Source organism: Bradyrhizobium sp. KB893862 SZCCT0404, assembly GCF_018130885.1.
GTDB lineage: Bacteria > Pseudomonadota > Alphaproteobacteria > Rhizobiales > Xanthobacteraceae > Bradyrhizobium > Bradyrhizobium stylosanthis.
This window is the reverse complement of sequence record NZ_JAFCLT010000006.1, coordinates 168,142-180,024: the sequence shown is the minus strand read 5'-3', so window position 1 is coordinate 180,024 and position 11,883 is coordinate 168,142. Positions and strand designations below refer to the sequence as shown.

The 11,883-nt window shown below is 62.0% G+C and carries 14 protein-coding genes and 1 pseudogene; 13 read left to right on the top strand and 2 right to left on the bottom strand.

The features are described 5' to 3' along the window. Positions 1 to 49: 49 nt before the first annotated feature. Both JQ617_RS24160 and JQ617_RS24155 read left to right on the top strand, forming a co-directional pair. Positions 50 to 973, top strand: coding sequence for a DUF2493 domain-containing protein (locus JQ617_RS24160; protein ID WP_212028465.1), 924 nt, complete (start codon positions 50 to 52; stop codon positions 971 to 973). 139 nt (positions 974 to 1,112) lie between these two features. After that, on the top strand, positions 1,113 to 1,595 hold the full coding sequence (locus tag JQ617_RS24155; protein ID WP_212028464.1) for a hypothetical protein: 483 nt from the start codon (positions 1,113 to 1,115) through the stop codon (positions 1,593 to 1,595). On the opposite strand, the pseudogene JQ617_RS40020 reads toward JQ617_RS24155, so the two are convergent. Then, positions 1,563 to 1,729: pseudogene (locus tag JQ617_RS40020) on the bottom strand (DUF736 family protein); the annotation flags it as partial. The gene JQ617_RS24155 and the pseudogene JQ617_RS40020 sit on opposite strands and share 33 nt — an antisense overlap. Positions 1,730 to 2,143: 414 nt before the next feature. Here JQ617_RS40020 and JQ617_RS24150 point away from each other — a divergent pair. Further along, positions 2,144 to 2,464, top strand: coding sequence for a DUF736 domain-containing protein (locus JQ617_RS24150; protein ID WP_027562526.1), 321 nt, complete (start codon positions 2,144 to 2,146; stop codon positions 2,462 to 2,464). A 94-nt stretch (positions 2,465 to 2,558) separates the two neighbouring features. Here the strand turns inward: JQ617_RS24150 and JQ617_RS24145 are convergent, their stop codons facing one another. Next, positions 2,559 to 2,810 carry a helix-turn-helix domain-containing protein gene (locus JQ617_RS24145; protein WP_212028463.1) on the bottom strand — a complete coding sequence of 84 codons (252 nt, stop codon included), beginning with the start codon at positions 2,808 to 2,810 and terminating at the stop codon, positions 2,559 to 2,561. A gap of 147 nt (positions 2,811 to 2,957) precedes the next feature. Here JQ617_RS24145 and JQ617_RS24140 point away from each other — a divergent pair, with 147 nt between their 5' ends. From JQ617_RS24140 to JQ617_RS24095, 10 genes are all read left to right on the top strand, one after another. Beyond that, the gene (locus JQ617_RS24140) at positions 2,958 to 3,224 is read left to right on the top strand and encodes a DUF2285 domain-containing protein (RefSeq protein WP_212028462.1); all 267 of its coding nucleotides are present in this window, start codon (positions 2,958 to 2,960) and stop codon (positions 3,222 to 3,224) included. Between the two features lie 171 nt (positions 3,225 to 3,395). Continuing rightward, positions 3,396 to 3,590 carry a transcriptional regulator domain-containing protein gene (locus JQ617_RS24135; RefSeq protein WP_212028461.1) on the top strand — a complete coding sequence of 65 codons (195 nt, stop codon included), beginning with the start codon at positions 3,396 to 3,398 and terminating at the stop codon, positions 3,588 to 3,590. A gap of 67 nt (positions 3,591 to 3,657) precedes the next feature. After that, on the top strand, positions 3,658 to 4,167 hold the full coding sequence (locus JQ617_RS24130; RefSeq protein ID WP_349630644.1) for a DUF2285 domain-containing protein: 510 nt from the start codon (positions 3,658 to 3,660) through the stop codon (positions 4,165 to 4,167). A gap of 133 nt (positions 4,168 to 4,300) precedes the next feature. Then, positions 4,301 to 4,582: a helix-turn-helix transcriptional regulator gene (locus JQ617_RS24125; protein ID WP_212028460.1), complete on the top strand. Its 282-nt coding sequence runs from the start codon at positions 4,301 to 4,303 to the stop codon at positions 4,580 to 4,582. Positions 4,583 to 4,604: 22 nt separating this feature from the next. Then, positions 4,605 to 5,486: a replication initiator protein A gene (locus JQ617_RS24120; RefSeq protein ID WP_212028459.1), complete on the top strand. Its 882-nt coding sequence runs from the start codon at positions 4,605 to 4,607 to the stop codon at positions 5,484 to 5,486. 288 nt (positions 5,487 to 5,774) lie between these two features. Then, positions 5,775 to 6,239, top strand: coding sequence for a DUF2840 domain-containing protein (locus JQ617_RS24115; RefSeq protein ID WP_212028458.1), 465 nt, complete (start codon positions 5,775 to 5,777; stop codon positions 6,237 to 6,239). Continuing rightward, positions 6,236 to 6,748: a S26 family signal peptidase gene (locus JQ617_RS24110; protein WP_212028457.1), complete on the top strand. Its 513-nt coding sequence runs from the start codon at positions 6,236 to 6,238 to the stop codon at positions 6,746 to 6,748. Before JQ617_RS24115 ends, JQ617_RS24110 begins: the two co-directional genes overlap by 4 nt. Further along, on the top strand, positions 6,745 to 7,581 hold the full coding sequence (locus JQ617_RS24105; RefSeq protein ID WP_502754891.1) for a lytic transglycosylase domain-containing protein: 837 nt from the start codon (positions 6,745 to 6,747) through the stop codon (positions 7,579 to 7,581). The genes JQ617_RS24110 and JQ617_RS24105 overlap by 4 nt, the downstream gene beginning before the upstream one ends. Positions 7,582 to 8,089: 508 nt before the next feature. Further along, positions 8,090 to 9,853: a relaxase/mobilization nuclease domain-containing protein gene (locus tag JQ617_RS24100; protein WP_212028456.1), complete on the top strand. Its 1,764-nt coding sequence runs from the start codon at positions 8,090 to 8,092 to the stop codon at positions 9,851 to 9,853. Between the two features lie 36 nt (positions 9,854 to 9,889). Continuing rightward, a complete protein-coding gene (locus tag JQ617_RS24095; RefSeq protein WP_212028455.1) occupies positions 9,890 to 11,878 on the top strand; it encodes a conjugal transfer protein TraG in 1,989 nt (662 codons plus the stop codon). The last annotated feature ends 5 nt before the right edge of the window (positions 11,879 to 11,883 follow it).

Here is an 11,883-nt window from a genome sequence, read left to right as displayed (position 1 = left end):
CCACGAAGGCCGCGATGGGCGCGGCCGATCCGGCAAAGGGCCTCCTCCCATGAGCGACCATGACGACATCGAACCGCTGCACGCCTCATCGCCAACTGATCACGTCCTCACCGAATTGCAGCTCTTCGGCTACCGTCCCTTCGACGACCAGCCCGACCCAAGACCGCTCCCGGAAGGCAAGATGATCACCGCCGCGGTCGCCGATATCTTCGACGCCCTGGTTGCGACCTTGAACGACACGCGCCTTGAGCCGGATCTCAACGAGCTCCTGTGGTCGACAGTCAACCTGTTCCATCGTGCCGTCGACCGCATCGAACGCCAGCTCGACGAGAATGAACAGGCGCAGCAGAAGAGCCAGCGCGAGCAGGACGGCTCCGAGGTGCGATCGGTCGAGCTCGAGCGCCTGACGGCCGAGGGCATCACACTCATCGAGCGCCGCAATTGCTTGGAACTCTTCCGCGACCGGGCCATCGAGCGCTTTGAGACACACACCGGCTCGTTCTGGCGCCCCCGATCGGGATCACTGGTGAATCATCGTACGCTGACCGCAGCGATGATCGACTCCCGCGACTTTATCGCCGCCAAGCGTCGTGCCGAGACCGAGGTCATGTTGCCGCCAGGGCCAAAGATCGCGCTCACTGGTGGACTCGACTTCAACGACTACCATCTCATCTGGGATCGCCTCGATAAGGTTCATGCCAAGCATTCCGACATGGTCCTGCTCCATGGCGGCTCGCCGAAAGGCGCTGAACTGATCGCCTCCAAATGGGCGGCCAGCCGCAAAGTGCCACAGATCGCATTCAAGCCCGATTGGACCAAGCACGCCAAGGCGGCACCGTTCAAGCGTAATGACGCTATGCTCGAACTCCTGCCGATCGGCGTCATGCACTTCCCGGGCACTGGAATCCAGGACAACCTCGCCGACAAGGCGAAGCGCCTCGGGATTCCCGTTTGGAAGTTCGGCGCCGCATGAGCGCCGTCTTGCTCAACTAAGACCGTCAAGATGGAGTTGCACGCCGCAACTCCGCCTCGTTTTGATCATACCTTCAAAGTCGCGCCGCGGTGGTGGTGGAAGGCGCGACCGTTACATCTATGCACATGGAGCCACCACCATGCTTGCCCTTGGGCTTGTCCTCAACACCGTCGGTATCGGTTTGTTCTGCTGGCTGATCTTTGCGCTGGCGGTCTATGCCCTGCCGTTCTTCATCGCAGTGAGTATCGGGATGATGGCGTTTCACGGTGGCTCCGGCATTGTCGGCGCGCTGCTCGTCGGCATGGCCTCTGGCGCACTAACGCTCGCGATTGGTCAGGTTTCCGTCGCCGTTAGTCGATCCTTGGCCTTGCGCATCGCGATTGCGACCGCATTCGCTGTTCCCGCGGCAGTCGCAGGCTATCATGTGGTGTTCGCGCTTTCGCAGATCGGGGTGCCGTCGCTGGCTTGGCGCGAGGCCTTCGCTTGCCTGGGCGCGGTTTGCATTGGCGGTACGGCGTGGACGCGCTTGACCGTTTTCGCGGAGACCCGTCCGTTGGAGCCGGCGGGGTCGGGGGACAACATACCTCGATCCGTCCTCACGACCGCGACGCGCGAGGGATGATCCTTCGTCGCCTTCCTCGTCAAACAGGTTCGCCTAAATCGGCGCGTTGAGGGATCGCCGCGCTTGAGCGAGAGGTAATTGCGGCCCTCGTCGGAGCGCTTCGACCAAGCGGCGCCCGTTTCAGTCCAGCCCACTGAGCTGCAGGGTACGGCGAGCCCTCTTGGTCGCTCTTTAGGGGGACGGCACCGCCCTTTGCGGCAAATTGTTTCTCTTTCCACGCCAAACCGCTTCCACCTCTTGTGCAGTTCAACCGAGATTCGCCAGGTCTTCTCCCGAGATTGCGGTTCAGCACGCGGACGCACGTGGCCTCTTTGATGGCTTGATCTGGCCGAAGACCGGCTTCGCCTCGATCGTCTGAGCCGCAACGCCGTTGATGCGACTTTCTTCCCCTGGGCTTACGCCCATTCCTCGCGACGCAAGAAAGTCGCAACAACAGCGTCCTCCGCTGCGCTCCGGCCCGAGCGGGTGCGTCGCCGATCGTCCTCGGCCTGTCCATCGCCATCGAGGCCACGGTGGTCGCGGGCTCGAAACACAACAGGAGAAGTGACATGGCTAACATCGGTTCTTTCAAGAAGGTGGGCAACGACTTCCAGGGCGAGATCGTCACCCTGAGCCTGCAAGCCAAGGGCGTACGCATCGTCGCCGAGACCAACCGCTCCAACGACAACGCTCCCAGCCACCGCATCTATGTGGGCCGGGCAGAGATCGGCGCAGCCTGGTCGAAGCGCTCCGAAGAGGGGCGTGATTACCTCTCGCTCAAGCTCGACGACCCCTCGTTCAACGCACCGATCTACGCGAACCTGTTCGACGACGAAGGCGGCGAGGGTTACACTCTGCTCTGGTCGCGGCCGCGCAAGAGCGGCGAGTAAGATCGCCCTGCCAAGCCCCGTCCGGTTCGCCAGACGGGGCTTCTCATTCTTCGGTACAGCGAGGCCGCCCACTGGATCGAGTGGCTTGCATGAACTATTCAGCCTGCCCTCGAGTCTTTCGCTTGGGGCTTGTTGTCGGCGGCCGAGTGAGAAGGTCGGCTGCCTCAACACCCAGACTACGCGCCAGCCGATCGACAACATCGATACCCGCCGCATAGACACTTCGCTCGAGTGCGCTGATATAAGTGCGGTCAATTTCTGCTCGGTGAGCTAATTCCTCCTGCGACAAGCCGCGCGCTTGCCGGAGCTTCCGCAAATTGATTGCAAGTATCTCGCGTATGTCCATACGCGAGAGGGCATGTCCTTGAAGAGTATTTCACCACGGAGTATTCTCGACAAAATCACGATCGGCGGGCCCCGTGGCTAAATTTTGAGGCTTCTGCCCCTTCCGGCCCGCGTGTTAGAAAATGTCTAATCTAAGGCGTGGAGTTTTATGAGGAAGCCGCCACTCGATCCCGACGTCGCCGACGCCGCGCCCACGGACCAGATTCTGACGGTCTATGATGAGCAGCATGTGGTGACCTATATGCGCCTTCTGCAGGCTGAGAGCGAAGGGGCTGACTGGATGGAAGTCGCTCGGATCGTGCTGCGTATTGATCCGGAGCGAGAGCCGGACCGTGCGCGGAGCGCATATCAGAGTCATCTTGCGCGCGCCAAATGGGTGACTGAGCAGGGGCGCCTCCTACGCGGCTCCGGCTGAAACTAGAAGAAAGTAGCTGATCGGCGACCTGCAGGCAGAACTATTTTCTTTCGCTAACGGGTGGTCATTCCGGTGCACCACGTGGTGCTAAACTAGGGGCTTCCTACAACCGCCTCGTTCATACCTATTGCGCCGCAATCCTTGTTAGCTGCGTGCAATGGGGCGGAAGCAATGCCTGAGTTCGACTGGCGGTCGCCGGATTCCTACAAGAGCCTACAAGACGCTGAAACAACCGACATCGCTTGGGAATGTCTTCGTCGTAACGCGGACTATCGACGCGAGTACGAGGCGATGATCGCGAGCAGCCCGGACGGCGCCGTGACGGAGGAATTCAGGAGGAAATGGGGCATCTGCTTTCGCCCATGACCCGCTGAGGTCCTTCGACGAGCAGACGATCTTTTGGGCGCCCGAGGTTCTAGCGGCGGTCGTTCCGGTGACGGTTACCTCGACCACCGAACCCGGTTCGACGTCTCAGCCACTGCTTGACCTTACATCTAGCCAGGCGCGCCGCGCCGCCGATGGCTGGCACGCCGTGCTGCGTATCGGTGCGATGGACCACCGTGTCTGGTCCAAGGAGCCGCCGATGCTTGGCGCGACATACGCAGCCGAATTGCCGTTTGATAGCGATTTCGACGCGCGCGCCTATGCTGCCCGGCAGCTGTGGCGCGCGATGAACGGACGCGCGCCAGGGCCTGCCTTTCATCAGTTGTCGAAGCAGCGGCGCGAACGCTTGAGCGCCGCGATCCGCGCGCTCGATGCCCACAGCGCAGGCGGTACCTATCGTGTCATCGCCGAGGCGCTGTTCGGCAAGAAACGCATCCCCGATCGCGCCTGGAAGACGCACGACCTGCGCAATCGAACAGTCCGCCTGGTGCAAGGCGGCCTCGCGTTGGTGCGCGGAGGCTATCGCAAACTTCTGCGGCCCGGGCGCGGGGACGAATAGCCCCTCCGCTTAGGGGTATCGAAAATCGCCCCCTCGATATTCGGCATCCCTCTCCGAGGGCGTGCTTCTCCATGATGACCGCACACACGCCGACGCCGCCATTTGCGGCGCGCGGTCATCCTGGAGTTCTCAAATGCCCGATCCGATGGCCGGTCTACCCCCGCGCTTTCTGCGTACACCGGAGGCTGCGCGTTATCTTGGCCTTTCCGGTCGCACGCTAGAGAAGCACCGGACATACGGCACCGGGCCGACATATCGGAAGATCGGCGGACGTGTCGTCTACGCCGTAGATGACCTGAAAGCGTGGGCTGATCTCGGCGCCAAGACGTCGACATCCGATCCCGGCAAAGGCACCGTGTTGCCCGCCAAGAAGCAGCCCGTCCTGCGCCCGTATGCGGGCCAGGAACGTCGCTGATCGCCGCACGAGTGCAGACACCATGCGGCGCAAACAGCATTCCGAGCGCGACCAGCTTGAGCTCTTTCGGGCGCTGCCCGGCGATCTCGCGCCGCGCGACGCGCAGGATCTGATGGCCTATCCGTTCTTTTCGCTGGCGAAAACCAAGCGGGTTGTGCCGATCGATTTCCGTGCGGGTGCGATCGCAATTCGCGTCGAAGCCGTGCCGGAACACGGCATGGCGACCATCTGGGATGCAGATGTTCTGATCTGGGCCGCATCTCAGATCGTCGAAGCCCGTGACGCCGGCCTCAAGACGTCGCGCCTGATGGCTGCAACGCCCTATGAGATTCTGACGTTTGTCGGCCGCGGCACCAGCGCGCGTGACTATGATCGGCTGAAGGCTGGTCTCGACAGACTTCAATCAACGACCGTGCTGACGTCGATTCGTCAGCCGGCGGAACGGCGGCGGCATCGTTTCTCCTGGATCAACGAGTGGAAGGAAACGGCCGATGCAAATGGTCGTCCATTTGGGCTCGAGCTGATTCTGCCGGATTGGTTCTACGCGGGTGTCATCGATGACGCGCTCGTGCTCACGATAGACCGCACCTATTTCGATCTGACGGGCGGACTTGAGCGGTGGCTTTACCGTCTCGTGCGCAAGCACGGCGGCCGCCAGGATGGCGGCTGGAGCTTTGACCTTGTGCACCTCCATGCCAAGTCCGGCATCCTCTCGCCGCTCAAGCACTTCGCTTACGACGTCCGCCAGATCGTCCAGCGCCAGACATTGCCCGGCTATCAGCTCGTGCTCACGCGCGACCCAAACGGTACCGAGCGGCTGAACTTCGCGCCTACGCTCGTCGATCCCTTAACGGCACGCCTGCGACGGCGCGGTCTCATTCCAAATTCGGAGGACAGCCTGTGAATCAACTCGTGCTATCAGGGACCGCAACCCTCGTGCTATCGAGGACCCAATCCTCGTGCTATCGGGGACCGGAATCGAGCTTAAGAGCTTGTTTCTCCGCGCTTTCCGGCCGCTCTAACTTTACTAACCAGAAATCCTTCGGATTTCTTCTAACGGACCGAGCCGGAAACCGTATCGCAGGCGACTGGCAACCGCGGGCCGTCAACCCTCCTTGTCGGCAGAAGCCGGACAGGTGCTTCACCGCCCCTATGCTTACGGCTCCCCATTCCAGTCTCCGGGAGGGGCGGCATGAGCGATCTCACTGAAGTGGAAGTGCTGTGGCTCGAGAAGCGGATCGAAAACCGCATTCGCTTCGGCCGCATCGTCAAGGAACGGAAGCTTGATCGCCATCGGCGCGTGCTGTCATTTGCACCCGGCAACATCTTTGCCTTCGTCCGATGGACCTCCAACGACTTTGGCACGATCATTTCGCGGATCGATATCCTGCGCGCGGTCGGGCCTGGACAGCGCTGCTCCACCGTCCCTTATGTGACACCTGGCGGAGAGATTCTGCTGCGCTTGTCAGGCTGGCCGAGGGTCGAGCGCGTGCTGCAAATGATCGATGCCGTTGAGGCACTCGGCATCGATCCCGCTGATGTCGCGCCTGATCATTGGCATCACGTTCATAACCGCCTGTCTGTCAACGAAAACCCGCGTCCATATACGAAAGCGCGGCACCAGGCCTGGCTTCACCGTCAGAGGGTAATGCGATGACGGGCCGCCTGAAGACGCTGGCCGCGACGTTTGGGACCGCTGCTGCGCTCGTCGCGACAATCGTCCTGGACCCACTTCCGCTCTACATCTGGAATGCATCCGCGAGCGTGCCGATCGGCCTCTATCGCCTGGGACCGGCAGAACACTTCCATGTCACCGAATTGGTCGCCGCACAGCCGCCGGAGCCGCTTGCAACCTTCCTCGATTTGAACGGCTATTTGCCAGTCGGCGTCCCTATGCTTAAGCGCGTGCTGGCGCTGCCCGGGCAGACGGTTTGCAGAAGCAGGCTCGCGATTTCGGTCGATGCCATCGCGGTGGGCGAGGCGCGGGATCGCGATGGACGCGGCCGCCCGCTGCCGAAATGGCAGGGCTGCCGCGTCGTTGGGGACGGCGAGCTGTTTCTGATGAACTGGCAGTCGGACGACTCTCTTGATGGCCGGTATTTTGGATTTCTTCCCGCATCTAGCGTGATCGGCCGTGCGATCCCGGTGTGGACCTGGGAGGAGTGAACGTGCGTATTCTATGTGTTCTCCTCGCCATTCCCTTGTTCGATCGATTGCGGAATCATTCCTTCGTCTCGATCGATCTCTGCGAGGCTGGCGCGGGCCCGACCGCGTGCTTGGGTCGGTTGGGCACCCACGTTTGTGCTGTCGTGCCCCTGATGCTTCTTCTGACCGCGTTCGACTGTGCTGCTTTGGCCCAGAGCGGATCAGCGGCCCAGCCGCCGATCAATGAGACCGCTCACTCATTTGCCGGCTTCATCAATGAAGCCTCACGACGCTTTGCGGTTGCGCCGAACTGGATCCGATCAGTCCAAAGCATCGAGAGTGCTGGTGTCGTGCACGCCAGATCGCCAAAGGGGGCAATGGGCCTGATGCAAATCATGCCGGCAACCTGGGCGGAACTTCGCGAGCGCTACAATCTCGGGAACGATCCCTACGACCCGCACGACAACATCCTGGCCGGCACGGCTTATCTGCGCGAACTGCTCGATAGGTACGGCTCGCCTGGCGCGTTTGCCGCGTACAACGCGGGACCATCTCGCTATGAAAAGCACCTCAAAGGGAGCTCTTTGCCAGACGAGACACGAGCTTACGTCGCAAAGCTTGCAAATCTGCTTGCCATCGAACTGTCGCCGACGTGGACTTCTAGCGGACAGTCATCGGCAGCTGCGGCGCTATTCGTGACGCGATCCGATTCCATGAAGACACGCGATCGGTTGCCGGCAATCAGGCCGTCGAGCGGTGCCTCGACCGCAATCTCGGCGCTCGATGTTTCGCCCATGGTTCCTCGGCCTATTGGCGTGTTCGTTTCTCGATCGGATTCGGGAGTATCGCAATGACCAGGTGTGCGGGTTCGCAGACCATGGCGTACTTCAGCAAGCAATTGGCCGGAAGCGAGAGGGCAGCGGGCAAACGCAACGTAGGCGTCAGGCGGTTGCGCATCGGGCAGTTCGCGACATCAGTCGTCAGTTGCCAGGTTCGCGGGCGCACCGGCACGAACATGCGGTTTGCATTCGAAACGCTGCGGCACGACCATGGCGTATGGGCGATGCCTTCGGCCCGCGCTCTACTCGTCGCTTTGCTCCTCACCGAGCCACCCTGCGGGCGTCTCGGCCCTTCGGGTAACGATCGCTATCGCAAAGTCGGGCCTTGGGAACCAGCAACTGGGAACACGACGACAGGACGGCGAGATAAAAGGGGCTCGCCGCTCGAACCGCAAGCCATTGGCATGGCTTGGGTTTCGGCGTGCCGGTCGGTCGGGGCGCGTGCCGCGCCCAAGATTTTCGCCAGAAGATTCAAGGATGTTTTCGGCACCGTAGGCGCGGTTGCGTTTTTCGAGGGCCGGCCATGACCGTCGGCGACAGCGATCTGCGTATTCGGCCCGGGCGCATCCGCGGCACCCGTACGCCGAAGCCCAAGAGCTTCATCAACGAAGTGCTGCGTGCCGCGAAGAAGTCAGGACACACCTCGAGTCAGGCGGCGGCTGGCCGGCGTTCTGTGGCCTATGGGCACTCCACATTCGGCCGCGGCCGGCTGGCCTTTAGTCACACCCGGTTGTTTAGCCCGACACGGCGCGTCGTGGTGAAGGCGCGTGTTGTTCGTCACAAGGGGCGCGCCTTCCGCTCGGCACCATTGACCGCTCATCTCACATACCTGAAGCGTGATGGTGTCACCCGAAGCGGCGAGAGGGCCGAGATGTTCGATGCCGGCAGCGACCGTGCTGACGGCACAGCTTTCGCAGAACGCTGCAAGGACGATCGCCATCATTTCCGGTTTATCGTCTCGCCCGAGGACGCCGGCGAGATGACCGACCTTAGGGCTTTCACCCGAGACCTCGCCAAGCAGATGGAGACTGATCTCAGCACACGACTCGACTGGGTGGCCGTCGATCACTGGAATACGGACAACCCTCATGTCCATCTTCTCGTCCGGGGCGTCAATGAGAACGGAGCCGATCTCGTGATCTCGCGCGACTACATCAGCCGAGGCCTGCGCTCACGCGCCGAGGAACTGGTCGCCATCGAACTAGGTCCAAGGCCCGAGCATGAGATCCGCAATTCCCTGGAGAGGGAAGTCACGGCAGAGCGATGGACGCGGCTCGATCAGCAGATACGGCTGGCAGCTGATGAAACCGGCTATATCGATCTTCGCCCCGAGAATCCCGGCCGGTCCGATCCCGAGATCCGGCGCTTGATGATCGGTCGCCTTCAGCACCTGGGGAGCATGGGCCTTGCTGCATCCGCCGCGCCAGGGGAATGGATGGTCGGGCTCGAGGCCGAACGTAGCTTGCGTGACCTCGGCATGCGCGTCGACATCATCAAGAACATGCACCGCGCCTTCACCGAGCGTGGGGAAGTGCGCCGTGTCGCCGACTACGTCATCGAAGGTGGGGCGCCGACGTCCCAGATCATCGGACGGTTGGTCGATCGTGGATTGCATGACGAACTGACTGGCGAGGCCTATGCCTTGATCGACGGAACAGATGGGCGCGCGCACCACGTTCGCTTCCGCGGAATCGAGGCCTTCGAACATGCTCCACGGACTGGTGGAATTGTCGAAGTGCGGCGCTTCGGTCAAGCCGGCGATCCGCGGCCGACCGTGGTGCTCGCGATCCGTTCCGATCTCGATCTTGGTGAGCAAGTCACTGCAAGAGGGGCGACCTGGCTCGACCACAGGCTGGTCGAACGCGACCCCATGCCACTCGCCATGGGCGGCTTCGGCCGCGAGACCCGCGACGCCATGGACGCTCGCGCCGAGCATCTGGTTCAGGAAGGTTTGGCAGGGCGGCAGGGCCAGCGCATCACCCTGCAGCGCGACCTCCTGAACACGTTGCGCCGGCGGGAGCTGGACGAGGTGGTAGCAAAAGTCTCGGCCGAGACCGGACTGCCTCAGATGAACGCCGCCTCCGGGGAGCACGTGGCCGGCATTTATCGCCAGCGTTTGACGCTCGCCTCGGGCCGTTTCGCAATGATCGACAACGGGCTCGGCTTCCAGCTCGTGCCCTGGTCGCGCGAACTCGAACAGAGGCTGGGCCAGCACGTCACCGGCGTCGTGAAGGATGGTGGCGGCATCGAATGGGGCTTTGGCCGCAAGCGCGACCTCGGCCTCTAGCTATCTCACCAATTCAGTTGCGGAAGAGCGTTCGAAATGTCTGGAACTAAAATCCTCTGGGGACAGGTGATCGTCGTCGGCCTGATCGTTTTGCTTGCCATCTGGGGAGCAACTGAGTGGACGGCTTGGCGGCTGGCCTACCAGCCCGAACTCGGGCGGCCCTGGTTCGAACTGTCGAGCTTCAAGGTCTATTACCCGCCAGTCTTCTTCTGGTGGTGGTTTGTCTACGATGCCTATGCGCCTCAGGTCTTTGTCGAAGGTGCTTTCATCGCGGCATCAGGCACTTTCGTTTCGATCGCGGCAGCAATCGGCATGTCGGTCTGGCGGGCGCGTGAGGCCAAGAATGTCGAGACCTACGGCTCGGCGCGCTGGGCAGATGTGGAAGAGGTTCGAGCGGCCGGGCTTCTCGGTCTGGATGGTGTGGTGCTGGGCAAGCTCGATCGCGACTACCTCCGCCATGACGGACCGGAGCATGTGTTGTGTTTTGCACCCACCCGGTCCGGCAAGGGTGTCGGTCTTGTCGTACCCTCGCTGTTAGCCTGGCCCGGCTCGGCCATTGTTCACGACATCAAGGGTGAGAACTGGCAACTGACCGCCGGCTTTCGCTCGCAGCATGGCCGCGTCTTGTTGTTCGACCCGACCAACCCAAGGTCCTCAGCCTACAATCCGCTCCTCGAGGTCCGGCGCGGCGAGTGGGAGGTCCGCGACGTTCAGAACGTCGCCGACGTCCTGGTCGACCCCGAAGGCTCGCTCGACAAGCGGAACCACTGGGAGAAGACCAGTCATTCGCTCCTGGTCGGCGCCATCCTTCACGTCCTCTATGCCGAGGCGGACAAATCTTTGGCTGGAGTGGCTGCCTTTCTGTCCGACCCGAAACGGCCAATCGAAGCCACGTTGAAGGCGATGATGACCACGCCGCACCTTGGTGAACAAGGCGCTCATCCCGTGGTCGCCTCGACCGCGCGCGAGCTCCTCAACAAGTCGGAGAATGAACGATCCGGCGTCCTTTCTACCGCGATGTCGTTCCTGGGTCTTTACCGCGATCCCGTCGTGGCCGAGGTGACGTGCCGCTGCGACTGGCGGATCGCAGATCTGATCGCCAATGCCAACCCCACGACGCTTTACCTGGTGGTGCCGCCCTCCGATATCTCACGGACCAAACCGTTGATCCGCCTGGTGCTGAACCAGATCGGCCGGCGCTTGACCGAGGACTTGCACGCCCGCGACCGCCGGCATCGGGTCCTGATGATGCTCGACGAGTTCCCGGCGCTCGGGCGGCTTGATTTCTTCGAGTCCGCGCTCGCGTTCATGGCGGGGTATGGCATCAAGAGTTTCTTGATCGCGCAATCCCTCAATCAGATCGAGAAGGCTTATGGGCCCAACAACGCTATCCTCGACAACTGCCACGTTCGCGTCAGCTTCGCCACCAATGACGAGCGGACAGCAAAGCGCGTATCCGACGCGTTGGGTACAGCGACGGAGATGCGGGCGATGAAGAACTACGCCGGGCACAGATTGAACCCCTGGCTGGGGCACCTCATGGTCTCGCGCCAAGAGACGGCGAGACCGCTTTTGACCCCTGGCGAGGTTATGCAGCTTCCGCCGACGGACGAGGTTGTGATGGTGGCAGGCACGCCGCCGATCCGGGCGAAAAAGGTGCGCTATTACGAGGATAACCGGTTTATGGAACGGGTCTTGTCGCCGCCCGATCCCGCGGCCTCCGGTCGATCATCTCGAGCGGACGGGTGGTCAAAGCTTGGAACCCTGAAGCCAGAGACCCGCCCAACCGACAAAACGGACCATGCAGAGGAAGACACCGCAAACAGCGGCCTCCGTCGCGAACCTGAGCTTCCCGATCACGTCGCGATCGCTAAGGAGACGACCGAGCCGACGCCGGCAGAGGAATTTGCCATCGTTCTTGACGACGACGAGGATGCTGTCCGGCAGTCTAGGCTCTTGCGCCAACAAATGCGCGGTGTCGCCCGTCAGGTCGCCATGGACCCGAATGACGGCATGGACCTGTGAGGCAA

Excerpts from the sequence above, each read along its gene's own strand:
- JQ617_RS24110 (WP_212028457.1), top strand. The coding sequence starts at position 6,236 with ATGACGGGCCGCCTGAAGACGCTGGCCGCGACGTTTGGGACCGCTGCT.
- JQ617_RS24140 (WP_212028462.1), top strand. The coding sequence starts at position 2,958 with ATGAGGAAGCCGCCACTCGATCCCGACGTCGCCGACGCCGCGCCCACG.
- JQ617_RS24135 (WP_212028461.1), top strand. The coding sequence starts at position 3,396 with ATGCCTGAGTTCGACTGGCGGTCGCCGGATTCCTACAAGAGCCTACAA.
- JQ617_RS24095 (WP_212028455.1), top strand. The coding sequence starts at position 9,890 with ATGTCTGGAACTAAAATCCTCTGGGGACAGGTGATCGTCGTCGGCCTG.
- JQ617_RS24115 (WP_212028458.1), top strand. The coding sequence starts at position 5,775 with ATGAGCGATCTCACTGAAGTGGAAGTGCTGTGGCTCGAGAAGCGGATC.
- JQ617_RS24160 (WP_212028465.1), top strand. The coding sequence starts at position 50 with ATGAGCGACCATGACGACATCGAACCGCTGCACGCCTCATCGCCAACT.
- JQ617_RS24155 (WP_212028464.1), top strand. The coding sequence starts at position 1,113 with ATGCTTGCCCTTGGGCTTGTCCTCAACACCGTCGGTATCGGTTTGTTC.
- JQ617_RS24120 (WP_212028459.1), top strand. The coding sequence starts at position 4,605 with ATGCGGCGCAAACAGCATTCCGAGCGCGACCAGCTTGAGCTCTTTCGG.
- JQ617_RS24100 (WP_212028456.1), top strand. The coding sequence starts at position 8,090 with ATGACCGTCGGCGACAGCGATCTGCGTATTCGGCCCGGGCGCATCCGC.
- JQ617_RS24125 (WP_212028460.1), top strand. The coding sequence starts at position 4,301 with ATGCCCGATCCGATGGCCGGTCTACCCCCGCGCTTTCTGCGTACACCG.
- JQ617_RS24150 (WP_027562526.1), top strand. The coding sequence starts at position 2,144 with ATGGCTAACATCGGTTCTTTCAAGAAGGTGGGCAACGACTTCCAGGGC.
- JQ617_RS24145 (WP_212028463.1), bottom strand. The coding sequence starts at position 2,810 with ATGGACATACGCGAGATACTTGCAATCAATTTGCGGAAGCTCCGGCAA.